Origin of the sequence: Bradyrhizobium sp. AUGA SZCCT0283, assembly GCF_018130385.1 — a bacterium.
In the GTDB taxonomy this organism is placed as follows: Bacteria; Pseudomonadota; Alphaproteobacteria; order Rhizobiales; family Xanthobacteraceae; genus Bradyrhizobium.
This window is the reverse complement of the sequence record NZ_JAFCLU010000005.1, coordinates 216,890-240,701: the sequence shown is the minus strand read 5'-3', so window position 1 is coordinate 240,701 and position 23,812 is coordinate 216,890. Positions and strand designations below refer to the sequence as shown.

Genomic DNA, 23,812 nt, shown 5'->3' with positions numbered 1-23,812 from the left:
CACCAAAATCCGGGATAACCGGAGAAGCGAGAGGAAACCCCAGACATGCCCGATCGAATTCGCCTCGATGGCCGGGTTGCCGTCGTGACCGGCGCGGCCGGCGTCATCGGAACCGCGACCATCCGCCTGTTGGCCGAGCGCGGCGCCCGTATCGTCGCCGTCGACCGCAGGGAAGACGACCTCAAGGCCGCGATCAAGGACCTGCCCGCCTCCGCCGAAGCGCTCGCGGTCACGGCTGATGTCACCCAGGAGGACGAAGTCGCGGATTATGTCCGCGCCACGGTCGACAGGTTCGGCGCGATCGACGCGTTCTACAACAACGCCGGCATCGAGGGCGACATCAAGCCGATCCCGGAATATTCGCTGGAGAGTTTTCGGCGCGTGCTCGACGTCAACGTGATCGGCGTCTTTCTCGGCATGAAGCACGTGCTGCCGGTGATGCTCAAACAGAACAAGGGCAGCATCATCAACACCGCCTCGATCGCCGGCCTGATCGGATCGCCGATGATCGCCGTCTACAGCGCCAGCAAGCACGCGGTGATCGGGCTCACCAAGAGCGCGGCCTGGGAATGCACCGGGACCGGCGTGCGGGTCAATTGCGTCTGTCCTGGCCTGATCGACAGCCGGATGCTGAGCACGATCCTGCAGGGCCGCAATCCCGGCAATGAGCCGCCGCCGAACGAAAAGATCGTCGACCGGATTCCGGCGCGGCGGCTCGGACAGGCGTCCGAAGTCGCCTCCATCGTGGCGTTCCTCGCCTCCGACGAGGCAAGCTACGTCTCGGGCTCCGCCTACACCGTCGACGGCGGCCGCACCGCCGCCTGAGCTTTCAATCAACGCACGAGGTCTTCACTATCATGCCCGTCACGCTCGATCCCGATGCCGCCGCCGTCTACAAGGCTTTTCAGGAGGCCGGCCGCCCGGCCTATGAGACGCTGACCGCACCGGAAGCCCGCGAATACTATCTGAACGCCCGCTTCGTCAGCAATCCCGAGCCGCCCGAACTGGAATCGGACAAATCGCTTTCGATCCCCGCGCCACATGGCGTGCTCCCGGCCCGCATCTACACGCCGAAGAAATTGCGCAAGGCCAACGGTCTCGCGCCCTGCCTCGTATTCTTCCACGGCGGCGGCTGGGTGATCGGCAATCTCGACTCTCATGACGTGGTGTGCCGCATGCTCGCCCATCAAGGCGAGCTGATTGTCATCTCCGTCGATTACCGCCTCGCGCCTGAGCACAAATTCCCCGCCGCCGCCGATGACGCCATCACCGCTACGAAATGGGTTGCCGCCAACGCCGCGCAACTCGGCATCGACGCCGGGCACCTGCTGGTCGGTGGCGACAGTGCCGGCGGCAATCTTGCCGCCGTGGTGGCACTGGCCGCGCGCGACGGCGACGGCCCAAAACTCGCCGGCCAGGTATTGATCTATCCCGCCACCGACTTTGCGATGAGCCATCCCTCGCACAGCGAACCCGAGACCAGCATCTTGCTGACGCACTCCGTGATCAAATGGTTCTGCAACCATTATCTCAACGGCACAGCCGACATCGATCACTGGAAGGCCTCGCCCGCGCGCGCCAAGACGCTCGCCGGCTTGCCACCTTCCTATGTGCTGACCGCGGGCGCCGATCCGCTGCGCGATGAGGGCGCCGAATATGCCGCGCGGCTCAAGGAAGCCGGCGTACCCATGACCTACCGGCACTTTCCCGGCCAGTTCCACGGCTTCTTCACCATGGGCAAGCTACTTCAGCAGGCCAACGTCGCGGTCAGCGAGATCGCTGATTGGCTCAAGGCGCTGAAATAATGCACATTGCAGATTGCGACCTGAACCTGTGAATTTCTCTCGCGCTTATCCGAGGCCGATGTGATCGAACCCATCCTTGTATTCGGGATACCCGTTGACTTCATCCTGTTCGCGCTGACGCTGCTCGGGGTCGCGCTGTTCCATCACAAGACGCTTCAGGTCGCGCTGACCGGCCTTGCCGCGATCATCGTCTACAAACTGGTCTTCACTGGATTCAAGCACAGTGCGGGCCTGGCCGGCCTCGGCCATCACATGGCGCATGAGTGGGTCACGCTCGCCAATCTGTTCCTGCTGCTGATGGGGTTTGCGCTGCTGTCCCGGCATTTCGAGGAAAGCCGGATTCCGGATGAGATGCCGGCGCTGCTGCCGGACGACTGGAAGGGCGGCGTCGTGCTGCTCGTCCTGGTGTTCGTGCTGTCGAGCTTCCTCGACAATATCGCCGCCGCCCTGATCGGCGGCACTGTTGCGCGCCACGTGTTCCAGGGCAAGGTTCACATCGGCTATCTCGCCGCCATCGTCGCGGCCTCGAACGCCGGCGGATCGGGCAGCGTCGTCGGCGACACCACCACCACCATGATGTGGATCGCCGGCGTGAGCCCGCTCGCCGTGGTGGAAGCCTATGTTGCAGCCATCGTCGCGATGCTGATCTTTGCGGTGCCCGCCTCCATTCAGCAACAGCGCTACTCGCCGATCCAGAAAGACCCGTCGAAAGGCCTGAAGATCGATCCCGTGCGGGTCTTCATCGTCGCGGCCATTCTGATTGCCGCGCTGGCCGCAAACATCACCGCCAACGTCAAGTTCCCTGCCCTGCTCGACGCCCTCCCCGTCCTCGGTATCGCCGTCTGGGCTGTCATTCTGCTGACGGCCGGATTGCGCGCACCGGACTGGAAGGTGATGCCCGAAACCTTCAAGGGCACCGTCTTTCTGCTCGCGCTCGTCACCGCGGCCTCGTTGATGCCGGTCGAGAAACTACCCGCCGCCTCGTGGCCGACCGCGCTCGGCCTCGGCTTCGTCTCCGCCGTGTTCGACAACATTCCCCTCACCGCGCTCGCGCTGAAGCAGGGCGGTTACGACTGGGGCTATCTGGCCTATGCCGTCGGCTTCGGCGGATCGATGATCTGGTTCGGCTCGTCGGCGGGCGTCGCGCTGTCGAACATGTATCCGGAAGCCAAATCCGTCGGCCGCTGGGTCGGCCAGGGCTGGCCGGTGGCCGTTGCCTATGTCATCGGATTCTTAGTGATGCTGGCGGTGCTCGGCTGGCACCCCGACGCGCCGCATTAGCCGCTTTCAATTCTGACAATCCATTCATCTGCGAGGTCATTAAACGTTTGTAATTCCACGCGATTTCGTGACAGCGCGCACATTCCTCGCAGCCGTCGTCGGCCATCCTGTGCGTGTTCGCGGGTCGAGCGCCGACGTGGTGTCGTCGCAGCCCGCGACAGCAACGCAAAGGAGAATTGTGATGAGGACCGTTATTCTTGCTTCGCTGCTTCTGGCCGTTACATCGGCCACCAGCTTCGCCGGCACGCCCTTGATCAACGCGCGCCAGAACGCACAACAGCACCGCATCTTCAAGGGCGTCCAGGATGGCGACCTGAACTTCAATGAAACCCAGAAGCTGCTGAAGGGCCAGGCGCGCGTGCAGAACCTGGAGAACCAAGCCAAGGCGAACGGTGTCGTCACACCGCTCGAGCGCGCCCGCATCCACGCCGCGCAAAATATCCAGAGCGCGCGCATCTTCCTGAAGAAGCATAGCTGAGCGACGGCGCGCCTCAGCCCGCGCGCACCGAAGGTGATGGCCGGCCCATCGCCGGCCATCATCCACCGCGCGGTTTCGCCAAACAGACTTAAGCCGCAATGTCATCCAAGTTTCAGGCTAGATTTTGCCTGTAACGAATCGGCCCGCTGATTCGGCGGACGATCGTGAGGCGCGGGGGTATTGCCATGGCATTTTTTAAGCGCGAGCTCGGCCCGATCGAGCGCTTCGAGAACGCGCTGAAGGAAAAGTTGGCGGCTCGGCAGAAGCTGGCCGAGCGGCTGAGCGTCGCCGAAGCGGAACTTGCAGAAAAACGCGCCGCCGCCGAACGGCTGGCGGTAGCCGGGGCGGCCAATGCCCGGCTCGATCGCGCAGAAGCCGCCATGCGCGCCGTCGAAGACCGCGCCAAGACATGGCGTGCCGAATTGGCGGAGTTCGACGAGCAGGTCGCCTCGGCCGAGCGCGCCCTGGCCGATGCCAAGGCGCAGCGCGATCGCGACACGATGGCTGACCAGATCGAAGCGATGGCTGCGGCGATCGAGCGGGCTGCGCCAGGATTTGATGGCGGCGCCACCGCGCTGGTCGAGGCCGTCACCAAAGGCGCGATGTCGATACCGGAAGCGACCAGGTTTTCGAGCAACGTGGATGCCGTGCGCCGCGAGGTTCTCGCGGCGGCGGACTTGATATGTTGGGAGCTGCGGTCCGCCGCGGTGCGCACGCGTGCGGGCAATGCCAACCTCGCCAGCCTCGCGCCATCCGAGTCGGAGCAGCCACAATCGGCGGAGATCGACCGGCAATTGATCTACACCCTCCATCCCTTGCTTTGGCGCGAGGGCGACGAGGTGCGCAAGGTTCCGGCCTTTGCGCTGGTCGGACTGCCCAAAGCGCTGCTGCCGGTAGCGCTGCAGCATCAGCATGTGGACCATCTCAACGCCCGTCGTGTGCAGACCCTGATGCATCTTCACGGCAGCGCAGGACTCGGCGAACCCGAGCATGACGATCCGCAGCTCGTCGATCTCGACGCCTTGCTCGCGGAGGAGACGCCGAGCGCGCAAGCCGACGTCGCCTGAGCCCAGTGAACGGCGCTCAGTCATAGAGCGTCGAAGACGTTCGACATAGCCAGCAAGGTTTCCCCGGAAATCGGGTGGCCACCACGCCTCCATTCTGCGATCGCACCGTTCACGAAGCCGGCCATGCCGTTCGGAGCGAAGCACGGCCATTGCAGTGGAGACACCGATGAAATCCGAAAGCGCCAAGCGAAACGCCGTGTCCGGAAACGATCCGGCAACCCGAAATCCGTTCGGCGTCTTGGACGTTCCAAACCCCAACGATGATGACGTGACGCAGTTCGCCCGCAACACGGCGCCGGAAGAATCCGCCACCGATGAAAATGCAAAGCCGTGGAGCGCTGGAGATAACAGCTATCCGCACGACACGATCGAAGGTCAGTGGTCGAGCCGCTGGAAGGGTGCTGCGGATCCCACCATACCGGGCGACGCCCCCGATAAATGGAAACAGGGCCGGGGCGAAGCGAGAATCGTGGGGGTCCGCGTGTACCTGTTATTCGACTGGGATTCCGGCAAGCGCCGGGGCCTCATCGACGCAAGGCGCGAAGGTCCGCGCCGGCTGGTGGGCAAGTATATCAACCTGAACAACCCGGAGATCACGGTGCCCTGGGTCGGCCTGGTGGTGAGCGATCGGAGAATAGACGGTTACTTTACACAAGGCCGGGTGGATTTTCGCAGATGACGGCCTTGCCAATGTCCTTACCCCGCCCTTGCCGCGCGGCGCAGCGATTGCGGCGGCTGGCCGAAGGCGCGGATGAAGGCGCGGCGCATCCGCTCCGGATCGCGGAAGCCGGTGGTTTGCGCGACACGCTCGATCGCCTCGCTGGAGGACTGCACGCGCTGCCGCGCCACCTCGATGCGCAACCGCTCCACCGCCTTTGACGGCGTGGTCCCGGTCTCCGCCATGAAGGCGCGGGTAAAGTGCCGTGAGCTCATGCCGGCCTGTTCGGCGAGATCCTCGACCGTGAGCGGCGCATCGAGATTCTCGCGGGCCCAGGCCAATAGCGGCCCGAAGCGGCCATTCGGCGCCTTCAGTTCCAGCAGCGAGGAGAATTGCGACTGGCCGCCGCTGCGGCGGTGATAGAGCACGAGTTGCTTTGCGGCCTTCTGCGCGATCTCGTCGCCGTAGTCTTCCGCGATCATCGCCAGCGACAGGTCGATGCCGGCCGAGATCCCGGCCGACGTCCAGATGTCGCCGTCGCGGACGAAGATGCGGTCCGGCTCGAGCTTCACCTGTGGATAGGTTTTGAGAAAATGCCGCGTGCGCTGCCAGTGCGTGGTGGCGCGGCGGCCGTCGAGCAGGCCGGCCTCCGCGAGGATATAGGCGCCGGAGCAGACGCTGGCGATGCGGACGCCACGCCTGGCCATGGCGCGCACGAAGCCGAGCGTCTTCGCGCAGGCCGCCGCCTGCCGCACGCCCTCGCCGCCCGCGACGATCAGGGTGGTGATCGCGCCCGACGGCTTTAGTCCGCGTGCGAGCATCTCGACGCCCGAGGATGAACGCACCGGTCCCGGCGTCACCGCCACAACCCTGATCGCGGGGGCGCCAACGGCAAAGCGCGCTCCGATCTCGAACACCGAAATCGGACCGGCGGCATCGAGCAACTGGAAATCCGGAAACACGAGAACGCCGATCATCATGCAGCTCGCTTTTTGGCTGATGTCCTGAAATGAGGGAAATATGCCATTTCTGACATGAAGCGACCATGTCAGGATGCCTCCCGTCAAGCCAATTTTTCCGGAGGTCACGATGTCCGCGCCGTCTCCCACGCCCACGCCGCTGCAGATCGGTCTCGTGCTGTTCCCAAAGGTCACCCAGCTTGATTTCACCGGCCCCTTGCAGGTGTTCTCCAGCCTGCCCGGCGCCAAGTTGCATTTGATCTGGAAACGGATCGAGCCGGTGACGAGCGATTCCGTGCTGGTGCTGACGCCGACCACGACCTTTGCGGACTGCCCGCAGCTCGACGTCATCTGCGTGCCCGGCGGGTTCGGCACCGACGACATGATCAACGACGAGGAGATGCTGGCCTTCTTGCGCAAGCAGGCACCCGGCGCAAAATACATCACCTCGGTCTGCACGGGTTCGCTGGTGCTCGGCGCCGCCGGCCTGCTCAAAGGCTACCGCGCGGCGACGCACTGGACGGCGATGGATTTCCTGAAAGCCTTCGGCGCGATCCCGACCAAGACGCGCGTCTGCGTCGACCGCAACCGTGTCACCGGCGGCGGCGTCACCGCAGGGATTGATTTCGCGCTGACGCTGGTCTCGCTGCTGCATGACCAAAGGACCGCGGAAGCGATCCAGCTCCGCCTCGAATACAATCCCGCGCCGCCGTTCAATTCCGGCTCGCCGGACACAGCGCCGCCGGAAGTGCTCGCCTTCATGAAAGACAGGATTGCGCAGGCGCAGATCCGCCGCGGCGAGATGATCGACCGTGCCGCCGCGCGGCTGGAGTGACTTCTCCCTCCGCCGTCATGCCCCGCGCAGGCGGGCATCCAGTAATCGCAGGTGTCAACTGGAGCCGAGAGATCACGGAGTAATGGATCGTCCGCCCCAGTGCGCAATTGCGCACAGGGCGGACGATGACGAAGAGCAACAAAGAAAAAGGCCGCCTGGTTTCCCAGACGGCCTTTCCTGTCCTACGGCAGCCACACATTAGCGGGCGATTTCAGAACCTCTGCACCAGGGGCCTATTTCCCGGCCGTGTCCTACTCGGTGGCCGCTGCTCGCCGGGACAGTCGCGACTGGAGCCCGACACCGACGCGATGGTTTCCCATCTCCGTAAGATGTCCCTATTGAGCCGCAGCCTCGCGGGGAGCGCAAGGCGGCCGCGATGGTTGTACCCGCTGATCCCGCTATCCACAGCCGAGCCGATGCAAAACGGGATCATATGTGCAGCGCAACGCCAGGCTTCAGCCCCGGCGCGCGCTGGCCAACCTTCGCCAGCTTCGCAAAGATAATGCCGTGCACGATCAGATACATCGGCACCAGCACGGTCGGAATCAGCGACCATGGCAGCAGCTGCACCGCTTCCGAACCTTGCCCGACGTGAATGATCTGCAGCGGCGAGCCGTTCGCGGAGATGATTCCGAATGCAAGCGCGGCCACAAGATCGAGCATGCCGAATGCATTCCAGGTCCAGACCAGCGCCCTGCCTTGCCCGCGCAGTGCGAGCCAGGCCACCGGCAAGGCCAACACGCCGGTTATGATGTCGCCCCAGCCCGCCGAGGTTGGAAATGGTCCCGCAAGCCGGCCTTCGGCCGCGAGGAGAAGGAAAAATCCTCCCGCCACACGCCAGACATTCAGACCGATCAGGAAGGGCATCGGCATCCCCAGCAGCGCAGCGCGCACCGACGGCGAGATCGAGGCCGCAACGGCAGTGGCGACGAGCGGAAGCACGATCATCGTGCCGATCGTCGGCGGCCCCACCGGATTTGTTCCGAGGAACAGGTTCGCGCCCGCAAGCGCAGCGGCCAGACCGGTCCACAGGCCCGCGCCGATGGAAAGCGCAATACGCTGTGATGTGCCGATCGGCATCGCGCCAGTGAGCGCATTGATGCTGAAGATGATCGCGGCAACGAGGACGATGGTTCCGATGAAGTCGAGCATGACATTTCTCCATTACGTGTATTTACACCTATTGAGATGAACGAAACGCCGGACGAAGGTCCCGTCCTGTCTCACTCCAAATTCCGGGATCCCAAAAGTTTCAGCGCGGCCTGCCCGTCAGCACCGAGCAACTTGCCGATGTGCGCCTGCGCCTTCGACCAATAGGGAAAGCTGCGGCGCACCGCACTCCGCCCCTGCCCGGTAATGCCGATCATGCGGGCCCGCGGATCGTCGCCCGCCTTGATCGATATCCACTTTTGCTCCTCGAGCGGCGCGAGGTTGCGGGTCAGCGTGGTGCGCTCCATGCCGAGAATGCCGGCCAGCCTGCCGATCGGCAGTTCACCCCGCAGCATCAACTGCGACAGGATGGTGAACTGGGTGACCCTAATTCCCGCTTCCTGCATGTACGAATCATAGAGCCGCGTGATCTTTCGGGCGGCCTGCCGCGACGCCAGGCAGAAACAGCCGGCCGCAGCCATGTAGTCAGTGGAATCCGTCTCGTTCAGTTGCTTCATGGATATAAGTGTATATACACGTATCGAAGCCGGCAAGAGGATCCCGAAAGCTCATCAGCTAAAATAAACGTGAAGTCAGCTTCCCGGCGTCCAGGCCTGGTAGTCGCCGGTCGCCTTGGGGCGGCGGCCGCTGGCGAGCGTCGAGCCGGAGGGACGGTAGGCCGCGGGTGTGCCGGTCATGTTGGGAACATGCGGCTTTTCCCATTCCCGCGGCGTGTAGTTCTCTTCGGTCGGGGCGACATCGACGGTGTGATGCAGCCAGCCATGCCATGACGGCGGCACCCGGCTCGCCTCGGCATAGCCGTTGTAGATCACCCAGCGCCGCTCGAAGCCGAGCGTCGGATCGATCTTGCGGCCCTTGGTGCGATAGTAAAGGTTGCCCTGCTCGTCCTGGCCGACCAACTCGCCGAATCGCCACGTCCACAATTGCGTGCCGAACGTCTGGCCGCTCCACCAGGTGAAAAATTTCAGCAGAAACAGCTTCATGAGGGCTCGGCCGGTTCGAGATGTCGTGCCGCTCTGATGCCACCGGCGGGACGGATTGTCCAGACAAAGGCTGATATTGCAGCCCTGCCGGACCCGTACTTTGCACCGCCCGATCACGCCCGCGCATGGTCGCGGAATCGGCGCAATCCGTTCATTCCACGTACAGTTCCAGCCTGACAGGCTCAGCTTGCGCGCAATCAATACGCGGCCTCGGGAACGTCCGCCCGCTGAACGGATTAGGCCCTATATCCCGCAAATGGAGCCAACAATGATCAATCTGAAAGTTTTGAGTACAGCCGCGACAATCGCGCTGGTGTTGCCGATGGTCGCCCCTATCAGCGCCGTGCAGGCGCAGGATTCCGGTAGAGGCGGCGCGGCGGCCGGTGGCGGCGGTGCCAGGGGTGGCGGCGCAGCAGCTCTCGGTGGTGGCGGTAGGGGCGGTGGTGGCGCTTCCGTTGCACCCGGCGGTGGTGGCGGCTTTAGCGGTGGTGGCGGCTTTAGAGGTGGCGGCATGGCCGTTGCACCCGGCGGCGGTGGCGGCTTCAGAGCTGGCGCGGCGGCCATTGCACCCAGCGGTGATCGCGGCTTCAGATCTGGCGCCGTTGCCGGCACTGGCGTTGTTCAGCCCCGCGTCAGCGCAGGTCCAGTCGCGGGCGGCGTCTACCAAGGTGGCGTCTACCAAGGCGGCGGCTATCGCCATCATCATCGCCACCGTGGCGGCGGTTTCTGGCCGGGGTTCGTGGTCGGTGCCGGCATCGGGTCGACCTACGGCTATTACTACGACGACTCCTATGGGTATTACGACGACAGCGTGGTCGCCGCGGCGCCACCGGTCGGCGATGATGCCGTGGCGTACTGCATGCAGAGGTACAAATCCTACGATCCGGCATCAGGAACGTATCTCGGCTATGACGGGCTACGGCACCCCTGCCCGGCGGAATAGCACGATGTCATGAGTTCGAAGGGCGGCGCATTCCAGTGCGCCGCCCTTCTCGTGCCAGAACTAGGAGCGTAGCGCGACGGCAACGCCGCCCAGCGTGAACACCAGCGCCGCGATCTCGCGCAGACCGAGCGGCTCGCGCAGCATCGCCGCCGCCGCAAGCACCCCGATGACAGGGACCAGCAAGGTTCCAATCGAGGCCGTCGCCGCCGGCAGCCGCTCCAGTGCGGCAAACCAGCACACATAGCAAAGGCAGAACTGGATCAGCGTCATATAGAGCAGCGACAGCCAGCCGACGTATGACAACGCGGCCAGTTGCGGCTGCTCGACCGCAAGGCCAACGATCGCGATCGGCAGGCAGCCGAGCCCGATCTGCCAGGCGGCCAGCGACAGCGGCGGCATCGCCAGCGGGAAATGCTTGGTCAGTACGGTGCCGAGGCCGACGCACACCGCACCAGCCAGCGCGCACGCGATGCCCGGCAATTTTTCGACGCTGGCCTCGATGCCGTTGCCACCGATCAGCACGGCGATGCCGCCGAGCGCGACCGTCAGCGCGACGGCGCGCAGCGGCGAAAGCCGTTCACCCAGGATCGGCCATGCCAGAAACGCCACCCAGACCGGGATCGATATGCCGAGCACCGCAGCCTCGCTGGCGTTGAGCCACAACAGCGCGAGCCCCATGAACGCGACCCAGCCGCCGATCGTCAGCATCGAGACCAGCAGCAACCGCAGCCACATCGGCCGCGGCACGCTCAACTTCTGCCGCCGCGCGAGCGCAAACAGCGCCAACGCCACCGCGCCCGCGATGCCGCACAGCCCGCGCGAGGACAATGGCGGCCATTCGGTCAGTAAATTTTTCATGATCGGAAAGTTGAGGCCCCACCCGACCGACGTAATGGCGAGCAGGACGAGCCCGAGCGGCGACAGCCGCCCCGCGCGATCGATCGGGGGCATGGCGGGCTTAGATCCGGAACCGGAAGTACATTTGTTCTCGTTCTGACACAGTGAAACGGAATTGCCCTCAAACAACTTTTATGTGCACTCTATCATACAGACGACCTGTCGGCGTTTCGACTTAATCGTCACATGGGATGTGCTGGTCATCTGGCCGCCGCCCGAGGAAGAAGGAATCATCGTGCCGCGCGTTCTCGTGGTCGATGACGACCCGATGGTATGCGTTGCCATCGAGGTCTGTCTGACGCGCAAGGGTTTCGAGGTCACCGTTGCCGACGGTGGTGAAGCGGGAATGCGCGCACTCGAAGCCTCCGATTTCGACGTCATGCTGGTCGACGTGTTCATGCCGCATATGCGCGGCTTCGAAGCCATCCGGATGTTTCACGAGCGCAAGCCGGACATACCGATCATCGCGATGTCGGGCTACGCCTTCGCCAACGCCGAGCGCGCACCGGATTTCCTGCGCATGACCATCGAGCTCGGCGCGGTACGCTGCCTGCGCAAGCCGTTCACGCCGGATGCGCTGTTGACCTCGGTCAATCAGTGCATCACCACACCGAAAGCTTCCGCGCGCCACTCGAAATAGTGAAGTAAGCAACTGGCAATGCCCTCGCAGCGTATCATTCTTGGAATTGGCCTCGCTATCCTCCTCGTTATCGGCGCTGCCTCGATCGGTCTGGACCTCAAGTCGCGGTCCGACAACGCTTCCGTCGACCGCGCGCTTGGAATACTCAGCAAAATCTCCGACATGCGCCCGCTGCTGCGCCGGACGGAAAGCGCGGCGCGCGCCTTCGCGATCAGCGGCGATCAAGAATTCGCCAGGGAATACCGCGAGGCCAGCGACACGATCCTGCCCGCGCTCGCGACACTGATCGAGGCCGTCAAGGCCAATCCCACCGAAAAGCAGCTGATCGAAGAGACCAAGGCGCTGGTGGAGCGCCAGATTGCCATCAATGGCGAGCTGATCAGGCTCCGGACCGCGGGAGACAGCGCCGCCGTCGCGGCACTCGTCGGCCAGGAGGACCGTGCGGCGACGGCCGCGATTGCGGGGAACCTTGAAAAGGCGGTGGCGGAAGAGCGCAGGCTGCTCTTCGCGAGACGCGCCGAATCCGAAACCAACGGGATGTTCCTGCTGGCGATCGATCTCGCCGGCGTCGCACTGATTCTGATCCTCGCCACCGTTCTGACGGTGTCGACCCGCCGCTCGCGCCGGCAACTGCAGGATTCGCTCAGCGCCACCCAGGCCACCAACGAGGCGCTGGAGGCAGCGGTCGCCGAGCGCACCGAGCATCTGGTCGCAGCCCATGACGAACTCAGGCTTTCGGCGGCCGTACTGCGGAGCACCTTTCACAGCATGGCGGAGGCCGTGCTCGTCATCGACCCCAAGGGAGAGATTTTGCTTTCCAATCCGGCCGCGGAGAAGATGCTGCGCTATCGTCCCGGCATGACGGTCGAATTGTTGCGGTCGCTCAGCACGGTTTTTCATGCCGACGGCGTCACGCCCCTGCTGGTCCAGGACATGCCCGCCTCGCGGGCGCTGCGCGGCGAAGCGTTCGACGCCACCGAAATCGTGGTGCGACCCGTCAGCGGCAATCCGCCCGTTCATCTGATGATCAGTGGCCGGCCGCTGCGCGACGCCGCGGGTGCCATCAGCGGCGCGGCGCTGGTCTATCACGACGCCACCGCCTCGCGCGAAACCGAGCACAAGCTGCTGCAATCGCAGAAACTCGACGCCATCGGCAAGCTCACCGGCGGCGTCGCGCACGACTTCAACAACATGCTGACGGTGATCACCGGCACCACCGAAACGCTGGTCGCGAGCCTCGCGCATGAGCCGGGGTTGCAGAAAACAGCCGAACTGATCGACCAGGCGGCGGAACGCTGCAGCGAGCTGATCCAGCATCTGCTCGCCTTCGCCCGCCGCCAGCCGCTGCAGCCGCGCAATGTCGACATCAACGCCACCGTGCTCGACATCGCAAAATTGCTTCGCCCGACACTTGGCGAGCAGATCGAGGTCAACTCGATCCTCGAGCAGGAAACGGCGACCGCCCACATCGACGCCTCGCAGCTCGCCAACTCCCTGCTCAACATGGCGATCAACGCCCGCGACGCGATGCCGAACGGCGGCAAGCTGCTGCTGGAGACGCGCAACGTCGTGCTCGACGAAGCCTATGCGCAGGCCAACCCCGGCGTGAAACCCGGCCCCTATGTGATGCTCGCGGTCAGCGACACCGGCGCCGGCATGTCGCGGGACGTGCTGGACAAGGTGTTCGAGCCGTTCTTCACCACCAAGGAGGTCGGCAAAGGCTCGGGCCTCGGCCTGAGCATGGTGTACGGCTTCGTCAAGCAGTCGGGCGGGCACATCCGGATCTACAGCGAGATCGGCCACGGCACCACCATCAAGCTCTATCTGCCGCCTGCCCGCGGCCAGATCGAGGCCGCGCCAGCCGCGGTGGCGCCGCTGCCGCATGGCAACGAAACCATCATGGTGGTGGAAGACGACGCGCTGGTGCGCAACTTCGTCACCGCGCAATTGCAGAGCCTCGGCTACCGCACGGTCGGCGCCGCCAATGGACCGGCGGCGCTGAACCTGATCGAAGGCGGCCAGGCGTTCGATCTCCTGTTCACCGATGTGATCATGCCCGGCGGCATGTCCGGCCGCGAACTGGCGGAGAAGGTGCTGAAGCTCCGGCCCGGCATCAAGGTGCTTTATACCTCCGGCTATACCGACAACGCCATCGTGCACCAGGGCCGCCTCGACCCCGGCGTGCTGCTACTGACCAAGCCGTATCGGAAGTCTCAGCTGGCCAACATGATCCGCCGCGCGCTGACCGGCGGCGCCGCGTAAACCCGGGCGGAGATCTCTGCGAACAATCGGGCCCCTGCGCCCCCGCTTTGATTGATTTGGGTCAAGCAGCGCCGGGAAAAAGGGCAGCAAAGCTAAAATTGATTTCCGACGCAGGACTTTCGAGATTCTATCCGTGCCCCTTTTGGCATTTCAGCAGAGAATAGCTCGATGAACTGGAATCGATTATTCGGCGTCAGGAGCTATATCAAGGCGTCACTCTGGGTCGTACCATTCGTTGCCATCCCGCTTGAATTGATCGCCACGCGGTTAGTGCACGGCCTTGACGCCTGGTACGGATGGAGCCCCATGGACTACAGCGTGAGCGGCGCACAGGCGTTGCTCCAGACTTTCGTCACGGCAACGCTTTCGTTCGTGGTTTTCACCTTTGGGTCGTTGCTCGTAGCCATTCAGGTCGCCAGCGCGCAGATGACCCCCCGAATTATCGCCACCACGCTGTTGCGAAACGATGTCGTCAGATACACCGTTGGTCTTTTCATCTTTACGTTGATGTTCTCGCTTAGCGCGCAGAATAAAATGGTCAAGGATGTTCACCAATTGGTCATGCTGCTCGCCACCCTGCTCGGCATATTGTCCTTCGCAGCCTTCTTCTATTTGATTGATTACGCATCGCGATTGCTGCGCCCTGTTAGTATTCTGGTCCAAGTTGGTGCAGACGGCTTGGCGGTCATCGAAAGCGTGTATCCAGATCCAGCTGCCAGGCCCGACACCCGGGAAAACCAAAACCCCAATCTCGGCTCTCCAAGCGGCGTCATTTGCCATCAGGGAACGTCGGGCATCATTCTTGCGGTCAATCTTGATCTGCTAAAGGCTGCGGCCGCGCGGTCGAACGGCGTGATCGAATTCGTTCCCCAAATCGGCGATTTTGTCGCGGTGGACGAACCCATGTTCAACCTGTATTTCAGCGATCGCTCGATCGCCGAAGAAACATTGCGTGCGTCGGTCGCCCTCGGGTCGGAGCGCACGATGGAGCAAGACCCCACATTCGCGTTTCGCATTGTCGTCGACATTGCGCTCAAGGCGTTGTCCCCGGCGATCAACGATCCGACCACAGCCGTACTCGCGATAGACCAACTCCATCGCATGCTCCGGCTGGTCGGCAAACGTAACCTGCGTACTGACGAATTGCTGGATGCCTCCGGACAGCTGCGCGTGATCTTCCGGACACCCAACTGGGAGGAATTTGTGCATCTGGCATTCAGCGAGATCCGCAGCTGCGGTGCGAACAACCTGCAAGTCGTGAGGCGGCTGCGGGCGATGATCGAAAACCTGGTCCAGACGTTGCCGGCCCACCGCCATGCAGCGCTGCTTCAACAGCTGGCCTTGCTCGACCTCGAAATCGAGAAACACTTCACGTATCCCGAAGAGTTGGCGCTCGCCCGTGTCGCGGATGCTCAGGGGCTGGGCGGCCACCCTGGAACAGCACACTGAAGGCATCCTGCGAGTTCAACTTGAGCTTCAAGTCGACTGGTTGCAGTAACAAGGATCAATGGCGATGCCGGAGAATGGCACTCTCACTCATGCGGGGTTGAAAACTCCGAAGGCCGCCGCCATCGCGGGCATCGCCTTTTCCGTCTTGATATTTGCGATCCTTGGGCTGCTACGGCGCTCCATTCCGGACGATCCGCTGGAGGCCGGCGCGTGGCTTGCTTCCGATACAAGAACGATAGCTGTTGCGTTGAACCTGGTCCCGTTTGCCGGTGTCGCCTTCCTTTGGTTCATCGGCGTACTGCGCGATCGGCTCGGTCACCTTGAGGACCGCTTTTTCGCGACTGTATTTTTCGGCAGCGCTTTATTGTTTCTGGCGATGCTGTTCACGTCCGCCGCGACAATAGGCGCAATCATGCTGGTAGCTTCGGTTTCCGAGCCCAACGAGTTGATCAGTTCCACCACCTTTCGCTTCGCGCGCGCCGCCTCATACATCATCATGAACGTGTACGCGATCAAGATGGCTGCGGTGTTCATGATTTCTACGTCAACCGTCGTAATCCGCACCGGCATCGTTCCGCGCTGGATTGCCTTGGTCGGATTTTTACTGGCACTGGTACTTCTGATCGGCAGCTCGTTCATCAGCTGGAGTTTTGCTGTATTGCCCGTTTGGGTGCTTCTGGTCAGCGTCTATATCCTGATCGACAATCTGCGGACCCCGGGGGGCTGATCGCGGCTGACATTGGAGATGCAGGCAGCATCTCCACCACCTCCTGTTCACCGATGTCATTACGTCCGGCCGCGAACTGGCGGAGAAGGTGTTGAAGCTCCGGCCCGGCATCAAGGTGCTCTACACCTCAGGCTATACCGACAACGCCATCGTGCATCAGGGCCGCCTCGATCCCGGCGTGCTGCTGCTGACCAAGCCGTATCGGAAGTCTCAGCTGGCCAACATGGTCCGCCGCGCGCTGACGGGGTGAGCGGGCAAGGCGCAAGCTTCTCCGCGCTAGCAAGCGTCGTTTTGAGTGCCGAGTTGGTGTATGGAGAAGGAAAACCTGGATATAAGGATTCTCGGAAGAGCCAATGACCGTGCCCAATTTGAACTACAAACGCTGCTACGTGGATTGGGGTGGACGATGCGCCTACTGCAACACAGGACTCCCCAGAATAAAATGGGACGGCAAAGTCAGAGCCGGCATCGACCATTTCATCCCGCTCTCAAAGGGAGGGCAGAATATCCGGGGCAATCGCGTGCTCTCCTGCTACCCCTGCAATCTCGCCAAGAACGACACCGACCCGCGCGAAACAAATCAATGGCCTCATATTGAACGGCGGCTCGCCGAGATCGCCGCCACCCCGCTCATCAGTCACCGGCGACTCAAAGAGATCCTGCCCGAATTGGTGAAGCAGGTTTACGCCTAAGGCTTGATCCGCCGGGAAGCTATCGGGGTGCGCGGGTGAAGTGCGTGGAGGCTTCTCCAAGTTACGATCGCAAGCCCGTCGCTACGAGCCCGATCCGCCCGCCACGATCTTCTCGTTCAGTTTCTGATCGACAGTCTGCACCGTGCGGTCGATCTCGGCGCTGGGCGCGCCGAGCTGATCGGAAACCAGCTTCACCAGGAGGTCGACCCGCTCGATGAAGGGCGCTCCAGCAGCAACCGCACGGGCCGCCGATGACGGCTTGAGCAGGCTCTCTGCCGCCTTGGCGTATTTCGCGAAGGGCACCTGATCCTGCGGATCGGCGCCCAGACGGCGAGCGATGCCGTCGACATGGTCATAGATCGACTGCGAGAGCTTCAGATCGCCGTGCACGGCATCGCGGATCGACTGCGGCTCGTGCGGCGTGATGCAGCGGTAATTGCCGGTCAGCAGCATCGACCATTTGGCCAGGGGTACGAACAGCGAGTCGAACACCTTGAGCTTCACCGGAACGTCCTTGCCATCCAGCGTCACCGCGTCGATGTCGGCTTCGAGCTCGCGAAGCATCTTGTTGTGCTGCTCGTCCTCAAAAACCGCGGCCTTGAAGTTGGTCGGCAGCCCGACATGAAGGACGTTCGCGGCCTCTTCCGGCGGGCGGAAGGCCTGCGGATCGGGCGAACACAGCGTCACCAGCCCCGGCTTGAACCGCTCCCACACCGACGCGTTGGTATAGGCCTCCTCCAGGTCCATCTCCGCCAGCGCCGGGATCCGTTTGAGATAGGGCAAGGGCGGCATGTTCATGATCGAAAGACAAGGAAGCCCGGCCGCGGCGATTTTGATCATCAGAACGCGGATCGTATGGTTGGTGTATTGCGGCTCCTGCATCGCAAGACCGACCAGATCGTAGCGGGAAAGGTCGACCTCGGCGGGCGTGGTCGCGTCCAGCTTGCCCGGCAGATCGCGCGAGAAGATCGCGCGGTGCACCGCCTCGTCGCGCAGCTTGATGCGAACCTCGGTGCCGTCGCGATTGATGAGGTCTGCCGTCTTCCGCCGGCAAACCAGGGTCACGTTGTGACCTGCCATCAAAAGCTTTGTCGCCAGCAAGGAGCCGTACGAGGCCCCAAGGATCAAAATGTTGCGCGCCATACTCTCTCTTTCACAGGTGATGCCGGAATTTTCCCGAACGCCCCGACCCCAGCCGGGCCGCAAACTTCGCCCGTGGCATACAGTATATTAATAGGCGTTACAATCACATAGCAGGCCGGAATCCAACCTTTGCGGCCCGCCTGCGATGGGATTGAAAGGGCGAGACTTGCCTCAAGACCGCGTCGCCAGCACCACGCCGGCCAGCGTAAAGACCAGCGCCACGATCTGCGTCAGCCCGAGCGGCTCGCCCAATGCGATCGCCGACGCCACGACGCCGATCACGGGCACCGCCATGGTGCCGATCGCCGCCACCGAAGCCGGCAGGCGGGCCAGCGCGGCGAACCAGCTGACATAGGCGATGCAGAACTGGATCACGGTCGAATAGACCAGCAACCACCAGCCGAGCTGCGTCACGCCATCGATATGCGTGGTCTCGAAGGCGAGACCGATGATGACGATCGGGAAACATCCGAGCCCGATCTGCCAGGCGGCAGCCGGGATCGGCGGCAGCGGCACCGGCAACTTCTTTGCCAGCACCGTGCCGAGCGCAAAGCCGAACGCGCCGCCGAGCGCCATCACCATGCCCGGCAGTTTTTCGGTCGTGGCAGTGATGCCGTTGCCGCCCATGATCGCGGCCAACCCCGCAAACGCCATCACCAGCGCCACCGTGCGCAGGATCGTCGGCCGCTCGCCGAGCACCGGCCAGGCCAGAAGCGAGGCCCAGACTGGCATGGTGTAGGCGATCAGCGCCGCCTCGCTCGCCGGCAGCCACAATAGCGCCAGCCCCATCAGCACCATCCAGCCGGTGACGTTGAGTAGCGCCGCCAGCATCAGCCGCGGCCACAAATGGCGCTCGACCTTCAGGCTCTGGGAGCGCGCCAGCGCCAGTAGCGCCAGCAACAGCGCGCCGATCATGCCGGTGGTGCCGCGCAGCGTCAGCGGCGGCAGCTCGCTCAGGAGATACTTTGTGACCGGCCAATTAAAGCCCCAGCCCACCGAGGTGATGGCGAGGAACATCAGGCCTGCGGGCGCGATCCGCGAAGGCGCGGTGGGTTTTGATTCTGTCATGGAGCCCGGCAAGGGATGGAATCAGCCCGCACCATGGCGCGTATCCGCCCCTCCGACCACGGATGCGCGGACATGCCAGACCTCCCCTGCCCGTAGCCTTACGGAAGCGCGCTCCGTAGGCCTACGTGAGTCTCTCCAGTGCAATCCCGGCGGCTGAAAAAATACCTGCCCTGTGAACAGCGGGGCGAAGCTGGTTTCCACACGCCGCAACAATTTTTTTCCCTTGGGAATCCCTGAGGACTCACTGATACTTGGGCCCATCACAGGGGCGGCATCACCCCCTGTTATCCCTTACTTTCCACCATATTTAGTATTTGATTCAGGAACTCGTACTAGTCCTTGACGGGCGCGACGGGTTTGGCCTAGCTTTCTTCCTGTTCGGCGCGAGTGAGTTTTGGGTCCCGCCGGTCGCTCCCAAATGGGTTCCGAAACGAGCACTCCGTCAGCCGGTTGAGGCACGGGTGGAGGACTTGTCTGCCTTCGGGACCCCAACATTCCTCCCGGAATTCCGTGGGGTTTTGGGGCGGTAAAAAAGGGCCGAAACCGGCCCAGGTGACGAGTTGCGGCGTTGAGTTGGAGCATGATCCGGAAAAGTGGGAACCGGTTTTCCGAAGCGGATCATGCTCAAATCTGAAGAGGGATTGGCCCCGTCGATCGGCGGGACCTTGGGGTGGCGAAGACAGAACAGGGCCGGGTCCACCGGTAGAGCTTGCGGATCTCAGGCCCAAGGTTGTCTTCAACCTTGGTGCCGAAAGTTCGCTCATTGATAACATCCGGCAACCGCGGGAAATGCGGACCGGTCAAGAAGACGGGGCACGACCTATGCGAATCGAACGGCGCAACACCACTTCCGGCCAGTCACCCTATGCAGGGATTGATTTCAGGCTGACGACATCCGAGATCCGCAACCCCGACGGTTCGATCGTGTTCCGGCTCGAAAATGTCGAAGTGCCCCAGTTCTGGTCGCAGGTCGCCTCCGACGTGCTGGCCCAGAAGTACTTTCGCAAAGCGGGCGTCGCCGCGCGGCTGAAGAAGGTCGAGGAAGAGACCGTGCCGTCCTGGCTGTGGCGCTCGGTGCCCGACACCGAGGCGCTGGCCCTCCTCCCCGAATCTGAACGATTCGTCAGTGAACTCTCGGCAAAGCAGGTGTTCGACCGGCTGGCCGGCTGCTGGACCTATTGGGGCTGGAAGGGCAACTATTTCTCCACAGAAGAGGACGCGCAGGCCTTCTTCGACGAGTTGCGCTACATGCTCGCCAAACAGATGGTCGCGCCGAACTCGCCGCAGTGGTTCAACACCGGGCTGCACTGGGCCTACGGCGTCGATGGCCCCGGCCAGGGCCACTATTATGTCGATCCGTTCACGGGGAAGCTGACCAAGTCGAAGTCGGCCTACGAGCATCCGCAGCCGCACGCCTGCTTCATCCAGGGCGTGGGTGACGACCTCGTCAACGAGGGCGGCATCATGGACCTCTGGGTGCGTGAAGCGCGGCTGTTCAAATACGGCTCCGGCACCGGCTCCAACTTCTCCCGCCTGCGCGGCGAAGGCGAAAAGCTTTCCGGCGGCGGCCGCTCAAGCGGCCTGATGAGTTTCCTCAAAATCGGCGACCGGGCCGCGGGCGCCATCAAGAGCGGCGGCACCACGCGCCGCGCGGCCAAGATGGTCGTGGTCGACGCCGACCATCCCGACATCGAGACCTATATCGACTGGAAGGTGAAGGAGGAGCAGAAGGTTGCCGCTCTCGTCACCGGCTCCAAGATCAACCAGAAGCACCTGAAAGCCGTGCTGAAGGCCTGCGTCAATTGCGAAGGCTCCGGCGACGACTGCTTCGACCCCGAGAAAAACCCTGCGCTCCGTCGCGAAATCAAGCTGGCGCGCCGTGCGCTGGTGTCCGACAACGTCATCAAGCGCGTGATCCAGTTCGCTAAGCAGGGCTACAAGGAGATCGACTTCCCGACCTACGACACCGACTGGGATTCGGAAGCCTACCTCACGGTATCCGGCCAGAACTCCAACAACTCGGTCTCGCTGAAGGACGATTTCCTCCGCGCCGTGGAAACCGACGGCGACTGGAACCTGATCGGCCGCACCAACAAGAAGATCACGAAGACTCTCAAGGCGCGCGAGCTCTGGGAGAAGATCGGCCACGCCGCCTGGGCCTCGGCCGATCCCGGCCTGCACTTCAACACCACCATGAACGACTGGCACACCTGCAAGGCGTCCGGCGAGATCCGCGCGTCGAATCCGTGCTCGGAATACATGTTCCTGGACGACACGGCGTGTAACCTCGCCTCCGCCAATTTGATCACCTTCTATTCGACCACCACAAAACGGTTCGACGTCGAGTCCTACGAGCATCTCTGCCGGCTCTGGACCATCGTGCTGGAAATCTCCGTCATGATGGCGCAGTTCCCCTCAAAAGCGATTGCCGAACTCTCCTACGAGTTCCGCACGCTGGGCCTCGGCTTTGCCAACATCGGCGGCCTGCTGATGACCATGGGCCTGCCCTACGACTCCAAGGAAGGCCGCTCGCTGTGCGGCGCGCTGACCGCCATCATGACCGGCGTGGCCTATGCCACCTCGGCCGAGATGGCGAAGGAGCTTGGCCCCTTCCCCGGCTACAAGAAGAACGCCCAGCACATGCTGCGCGTGATCCGCAACCATCGCCGCGCGGCGCATGGCGAATCCCGTGGTTATGAGGCGCTGGCGGTCAGCCCCGTGCCGCTCGATCACGCCTCCTGCCCGCAGGCAGATGTGATCACCCACGCCAAGGCCGCCTGGGACAAGGCGCTCGAGCTCGGCGAGCTCAATGGCTACCGCAACGCGCAGACCACGGTGGTGGCGCCGACCGGCACCATCGGCCTGGTGATGGATTGCGACACCACCGGCATCGAGCCTGATTTCGCGCTGGTCAAGTTCAAGAAGCTCGCCGGCGGCGGCTACTGGAAGATCATCAACCAGGCCGTCCCGGTGGCGCTGCGGACGCTCGGCTATAGCGAGGCCGACATCGCGGAGATCGAGGCCTATGCCGTCGGCCACGGCTCGCTCTCCAATGCGCCCGGCATCAACGTCTCGACCCTGAAGGCCAAGGGCTTCACCGACGAAGCGCTGGCCAAGGTGGAGAAGGCGCTGCCGACCGCGTTCGACATCAAGTTCGCCTTCAACAAGTGGACCTTCGGCGAAGACTTTTTGCGCGAGACGCTGAACATCGCGCCCGAAGTCATCGCGGCCCCCGGCTTCGACCTGCTCGCCGCGCTCGGGTTTACAAAACGCGAAATCGAGGCCGCCAACGTGCACATCTGCGGCGCGATGACGGTCGAGGGAGCTCCCCACCTCAAGGCAGAACATTACGCGGTGTTCGACTGCGCCAACCCCTGCGGCAAGATCGGCAAGCGCTATCTGTCGGTCGAGAGCCACATCCGCATGATGGCGGCGTCGCAGCCATTCATCTCGGGCGCGATCTCAAAAACCATCAACATGCCGAACGACGCCACCGTCGAGGATTGCAAGTCGGCGTATCTCTTGTCCTGGAAGCTCGCGCTGAAGGCCAACGCGCTCTACCGCGACGGCTCGAAGCTTTCGCAACCCTTGAACTCGCAGCTCATCAGCGATGATGACGACGAGGATGATGCGACGGAAGCGTATTACGACAAGCCGATGGCCGCACGTGCTGCCCAGGTGTCGGAAAAGATCGTCGAGAAGCTGGTCGAGCGCATCGTGGTGATGCGCGAGCGCGAGAAGATGCCGGATCGCCGCAAGGGTTACACCCAGAAGGCGGTGGTCGGCGGGCACAAGGTGTACTTGCGCACCGGCGAGTATGACGACGGCCGTCTCGGCGAGATCTTCATCGACATGCACAAGGAAGGCGCGGCCCTCCGCTCCTTCATCAACAATTTTGCCATCGCGGTCTCGCTCGGCCTGCAATACGGCGTGCCGCTCGAAGAATATGTCGACGCCTTCACCTTCACCCGCTTCGAGCCGGCGGGCCCCGTGCAGGGCAACGACTCCATCAAGTACGCGACCTCGATCCTCGACTATGTGTTCCGCGAACTCGCGGTCAGCTACATGTCGCGCTTCGATCTCGCCCACGTCGATCCTTCTGAGTCCAACTTCGACGCGATGGGCAAAGGCGTCGAGGAAGGCAAGGAGCCGTCCGACGGCAGCCACCAGGCCAACAAATATCTGTCCAAGGGCCTGACCCGCTCGCGCTCGGATAGACTGGTGGTCATGCGCGGCGTCGACGTCGACGCCCGCGGTTCCGGCAACGTCACCGCGATCGGCGGACACGGCCCCAGCGCCCGCCTCGCCGACACCATCGAAGGCGCGGTGGCGCTTAAGCAGGAATCCCAGCACGATTTGTCGCCAACGGAAAAGCTGGAAGCGATGCAGTGGAGCAAGGCCGGCAGCGCCGCCCAGGCCATCGCACCAAGCAAGGCCGAACGCCGGGCGGAAGCGAAAGCCAAAGGCTACGAAGGCGAGATGTGCTCGGAGTGCGGCAACTTCACGCTGGTGCGGAACGGCACCTGCATGAAGTGCGATACGTGTGGGTCCACGACGGGGTGTAGTTGAGAGCTGGCTGTTATTTGAAGGTGACCCTCGCCCCTGTGACTTTTAATCATGGGGTCGAGGGTTCGATTCCCTCCGCGTTCACCAATGAAATCAATTCGCGCATTGCCATAGCGGTTCCTTCATTACCCTCTGGATTGTTCGAACGAGCCCCTCGGCACCCCTTTAGGGGAATTGCCTTTGCCTGCG

The 23,812-nt window shown here is 63.0% G+C and carries 21 protein-coding genes and 1 pseudogene; 15 read left to right on the top strand and 7 right to left on the bottom strand.

Translation table 11 applies throughout. The features are described 5' to 3' along the window. Window positions 1-45 precede the first annotated feature (45 nt). The 6 genes from JQ624_RS10260 (at window position 46) to JQ624_RS10235 (ending at window position 5,310) form a co-directional block, all read left to right on the top strand. The gene (locus tag JQ624_RS10260; RefSeq protein ID WP_212418746.1) at window positions 46-825 is read left to right on the top strand and encodes an SDR family NAD(P)-dependent oxidoreductase; all 780 of its coding nucleotides are present in this window, start codon (window positions 46-48) and stop codon (window positions 823-825) included. Window positions 826-857: 32 nt separating this feature from the next. Next, entirely contained in the window at window positions 858-1,805 is a 948-nt protein-coding gene (locus JQ624_RS10255) for an alpha/beta hydrolase (protein ID WP_212418745.1), read from the top strand. Window positions 1,806-1,865: 60 nt separating this feature from the next. Beyond that, the gene (locus JQ624_RS10250) at window positions 1,866-3,086 is read left to right on the top strand and encodes a citrate transporter (RefSeq protein ID WP_212418744.1); all 1,221 of its coding nucleotides are present in this window, start codon (window positions 1,866-1,868) and stop codon (window positions 3,084-3,086) included. Between the two features lie 181 nt (window positions 3,087-3,267). After that, window positions 3,268-3,564, top strand: coding sequence for a hypothetical protein (locus tag JQ624_RS10245; protein ID WP_212418743.1), 297 nt, complete (start codon window positions 3,268-3,270; stop codon window positions 3,562-3,564). Between the two features lie 185 nt (window positions 3,565-3,749). Beyond that, on the top strand, window positions 3,750-4,631 hold the full coding sequence (locus JQ624_RS10240) for a hypothetical protein (protein ID WP_212418742.1): 882 nt from the start codon (window positions 3,750-3,752) through the stop codon (window positions 4,629-4,631). A 166-nt stretch (window positions 4,632-4,797) separates the two neighbouring features. Beyond that, window positions 4,798-5,310 carry a hypothetical protein gene (locus JQ624_RS10235; RefSeq protein ID WP_212418741.1) on the top strand — a complete coding sequence of 171 codons (513 nt, stop codon included), beginning with the start codon at window positions 4,798-4,800 and terminating at the stop codon, window positions 5,308-5,310. Window positions 5,311-5,327: 17 nt separating this feature from the next. Here JQ624_RS10235 and JQ624_RS10230 read toward each other — a convergent pair whose 3' ends face one another. After that, window positions 5,328-6,266, bottom strand: a complete 939-nt coding sequence (locus JQ624_RS10230; protein WP_212418740.1) for a GlxA family transcriptional regulator — start codon at window positions 6,264-6,266, stop codon at window positions 5,328-5,330. 112 nt (window positions 6,267-6,378) lie between these two features. On the opposite strand from JQ624_RS10230, the gene JQ624_RS10225 reads away from it, so the two are divergent. Further along, window positions 6,379-7,083, top strand: coding sequence for a DJ-1/PfpI family protein (locus JQ624_RS10225; protein ID WP_212418739.1), 705 nt, complete (start codon window positions 6,379-6,381; stop codon window positions 7,081-7,083). A 429-nt stretch (window positions 7,084-7,512) separates the two neighbouring features. On the opposite strand, the gene JQ624_RS10220 is transcribed toward JQ624_RS10225, so the two are convergent. The 3 genes from JQ624_RS10220 to JQ624_RS10210 all read right to left on the bottom strand — a co-directional run bounded on the left by JQ624_RS10220 (window position 7,513) and on the right by JQ624_RS10210 (window position 9,236). Then, window positions 7,513-8,235, bottom strand: coding sequence for a hypothetical protein (locus JQ624_RS10220; RefSeq protein WP_212418738.1), 723 nt, complete (start codon window positions 8,233-8,235; stop codon window positions 7,513-7,515). Between the two features lie 71 nt (window positions 8,236-8,306). Beyond that, entirely contained in the window at window positions 8,307-8,750 is a 444-nt protein-coding gene (locus JQ624_RS10215) for a MarR family winged helix-turn-helix transcriptional regulator (RefSeq protein WP_212418737.1), read from the bottom strand. A 75-nt stretch (window positions 8,751-8,825) separates the two neighbouring features. Next, on the bottom strand, window positions 8,826-9,236 hold the full coding sequence (locus JQ624_RS10210; protein ID WP_212418736.1) for an NADH:ubiquinone oxidoreductase subunit NDUFA12: 411 nt from the start codon (window positions 9,234-9,236) through the stop codon (window positions 8,826-8,828). Window positions 9,237-9,504: 268 nt separating this feature from the next. Here JQ624_RS10210 and JQ624_RS10205 point away from each other — a divergent pair, with 268 nt between their 5' ends. Continuing rightward, window positions 9,505-10,179, top strand: coding sequence for a BA14K family protein (locus tag JQ624_RS10205; protein ID WP_212418735.1), 675 nt, complete (start codon window positions 9,505-9,507; stop codon window positions 10,177-10,179). A 60-nt stretch (window positions 10,180-10,239) separates the two neighbouring features. On the opposite strand, the gene JQ624_RS10200 is transcribed toward JQ624_RS10205, so the two are convergent. Further along, window positions 10,240-11,130 (bottom strand): DMT family transporter, encoded by an 891-nt coding sequence (locus tag JQ624_RS10200; protein ID WP_212418734.1) that lies wholly within the window; start codon window positions 11,128-11,130, stop codon window positions 10,240-10,242. A 181-nt stretch (window positions 11,131-11,311) separates the two neighbouring features. Between JQ624_RS10200 and JQ624_RS10195 the strand changes: the two genes are divergently transcribed. From JQ624_RS10195 to JQ624_RS10170, 6 genes and pseudogenes are all read left to right on the top strand, one after another. Further along, window positions 11,312-11,716, top strand: a complete 405-nt coding sequence (locus JQ624_RS10195) for a response regulator (protein WP_212418733.1) — start codon at window positions 11,312-11,314, stop codon at window positions 11,714-11,716. An 18-nt stretch (window positions 11,717-11,734) separates the two neighbouring features. Continuing rightward, window positions 11,735-13,978, top strand: coding sequence for a CHASE3 domain-containing protein (locus JQ624_RS10190; protein ID WP_212418732.1), 2,244 nt, complete (start codon window positions 11,735-11,737; stop codon window positions 13,976-13,978). A gap of 168 nt (window positions 13,979-14,146) precedes the next feature. Continuing rightward, entirely contained in the window at window positions 14,147-15,427 is a 1,281-nt protein-coding gene (locus tag JQ624_RS10185; protein ID WP_212418731.1) for a DUF2254 domain-containing protein, read from the top strand. Window positions 15,428-15,485: 58 nt separating this feature from the next. Beyond that, a complete protein-coding gene (locus JQ624_RS10180) occupies window positions 15,486-16,154 on the top strand; it encodes a hypothetical protein (protein WP_249129632.1) in 669 nt (222 codons plus the stop codon). Window positions 16,155-16,194: 40 nt separating this feature from the next. Next, a pseudogene (locus tag JQ624_RS10175) lies at window positions 16,195-16,404 on the top strand (hypothetical protein); the annotation flags it as partial. 103 nt (window positions 16,405-16,507) lie between these two features. Next, a complete protein-coding gene (locus JQ624_RS10170; protein WP_212418730.1) occupies window positions 16,508-16,846 on the top strand; it encodes an HNH endonuclease in 339 nt (112 codons plus the stop codon). An 81-nt stretch (window positions 16,847-16,927) separates the two neighbouring features. Here the strand turns inward: JQ624_RS10170 and JQ624_RS10165 are convergent, their stop codons facing one another. Together JQ624_RS10165 and JQ624_RS10160 are read right to left on the bottom strand one after the other, a co-directional pair. Further along, window positions 16,928-17,989, bottom strand: a complete 1,062-nt coding sequence (locus JQ624_RS10165; RefSeq protein WP_212418729.1) for a ketopantoate reductase family protein — start codon at window positions 17,987-17,989, stop codon at window positions 16,928-16,930. A 171-nt stretch (window positions 17,990-18,160) separates the two neighbouring features. Next, window positions 18,161-19,057: a DMT family transporter gene (locus JQ624_RS10160; protein ID WP_212418728.1), complete on the bottom strand. Its 897-nt coding sequence runs from the start codon at window positions 19,055-19,057 to the stop codon at window positions 18,161-18,163. Between the two features lie 822 nt (window positions 19,058-19,879). On the opposite strand from JQ624_RS10160, the gene JQ624_RS10155 reads away from it, so the two are divergent. Next, complete coding sequence (locus JQ624_RS10155; RefSeq protein ID WP_212418727.1) at window positions 19,880-23,626, top strand: vitamin B12-dependent ribonucleotide reductase; 3,747 nt, start codon at window positions 19,880-19,882, stop codon at window positions 23,624-23,626. Window positions 23,627-23,812: the final 186 nt, after the last annotated feature.

Coding starts and splice junctions, on each gene's coding strand:
- JQ624_RS10260 (WP_212418746.1), top strand. CDS start 46: ATGCCCGATCGAATTCGCCTCGATGGCCGGGTTGCCGTCGTGACCGGC.
- JQ624_RS10255 (WP_212418745.1), top strand. CDS start 858: ATGCCCGTCACGCTCGATCCCGATGCCGCCGCCGTCTACAAGGCTTTT.
- JQ624_RS10245 (WP_212418743.1), top strand. CDS start 3,268: ATGAGGACCGTTATTCTTGCTTCGCTGCTTCTGGCCGTTACATCGGCC.
- JQ624_RS10240 (WP_212418742.1), top strand. CDS start 3,750: ATGGCATTTTTTAAGCGCGAGCTCGGCCCGATCGAGCGCTTCGAGAAC.
- JQ624_RS10235 (WP_212418741.1), top strand. CDS start 4,798: ATGAAATCCGAAAGCGCCAAGCGAAACGCCGTGTCCGGAAACGATCCG.
- JQ624_RS10230 (WP_212418740.1), bottom strand. CDS start 6,266: ATGATCGGCGTTCTCGTGTTTCCGGATTTCCAGTTGCTCGATGCCGCC.
- JQ624_RS10225 (WP_212418739.1), top strand. CDS start 6,379: ATGTCCGCGCCGTCTCCCACGCCCACGCCGCTGCAGATCGGTCTCGTG.
- JQ624_RS10220 (WP_212418738.1), bottom strand. CDS start 8,235: ATGCTCGACTTCATCGGAACCATCGTCCTCGTTGCCGCGATCATCTTC.
- JQ624_RS10215 (WP_212418737.1), bottom strand. CDS start 8,750: ATGAAGCAACTGAACGAGACGGATTCCACTGACTACATGGCTGCGGCC.
- JQ624_RS10210 (WP_212418736.1), bottom strand. CDS start 9,236: ATGAAGCTGTTTCTGCTGAAATTTTTCACCTGGTGGAGCGGCCAGACG.
- JQ624_RS10205 (WP_212418735.1), top strand. CDS start 9,505: ATGATCAATCTGAAAGTTTTGAGTACAGCCGCGACAATCGCGCTGGTG.
- JQ624_RS10200 (WP_212418734.1), bottom strand. CDS start 11,130: ATGCCCCCGATCGATCGCGCGGGGCGGCTGTCGCCGCTCGGGCTCGTC.
- JQ624_RS10190 (WP_212418732.1), top strand. CDS start 11,735: ATGCCCTCGCAGCGTATCATTCTTGGAATTGGCCTCGCTATCCTCCTC.
- JQ624_RS10185 (WP_212418731.1), top strand. CDS start 14,147: ATGAACTGGAATCGATTATTCGGCGTCAGGAGCTATATCAAGGCGTCA.
- JQ624_RS10180 (WP_249129632.1), top strand. CDS start 15,486: ATGGCGATGCCGGAGAATGGCACTCTCACTCATGCGGGGTTGAAAACT.
- JQ624_RS10170 (WP_212418730.1), top strand. CDS start 16,508: ATGACCGTGCCCAATTTGAACTACAAACGCTGCTACGTGGATTGGGGT.
- JQ624_RS10165 (WP_212418729.1), bottom strand. CDS start 17,989: ATGGCGCGCAACATTTTGATCCTTGGGGCCTCGTACGGCTCCTTGCTG.
- JQ624_RS10160 (WP_212418728.1), bottom strand. CDS start 19,057: ATGACAGAATCAAAACCCACCGCGCCTTCGCGGATCGCGCCCGCAGGC.
- JQ624_RS10155 (WP_212418727.1), top strand. CDS start 19,880: ATGCGAATCGAACGGCGCAACACCACTTCCGGCCAGTCACCCTATGCA.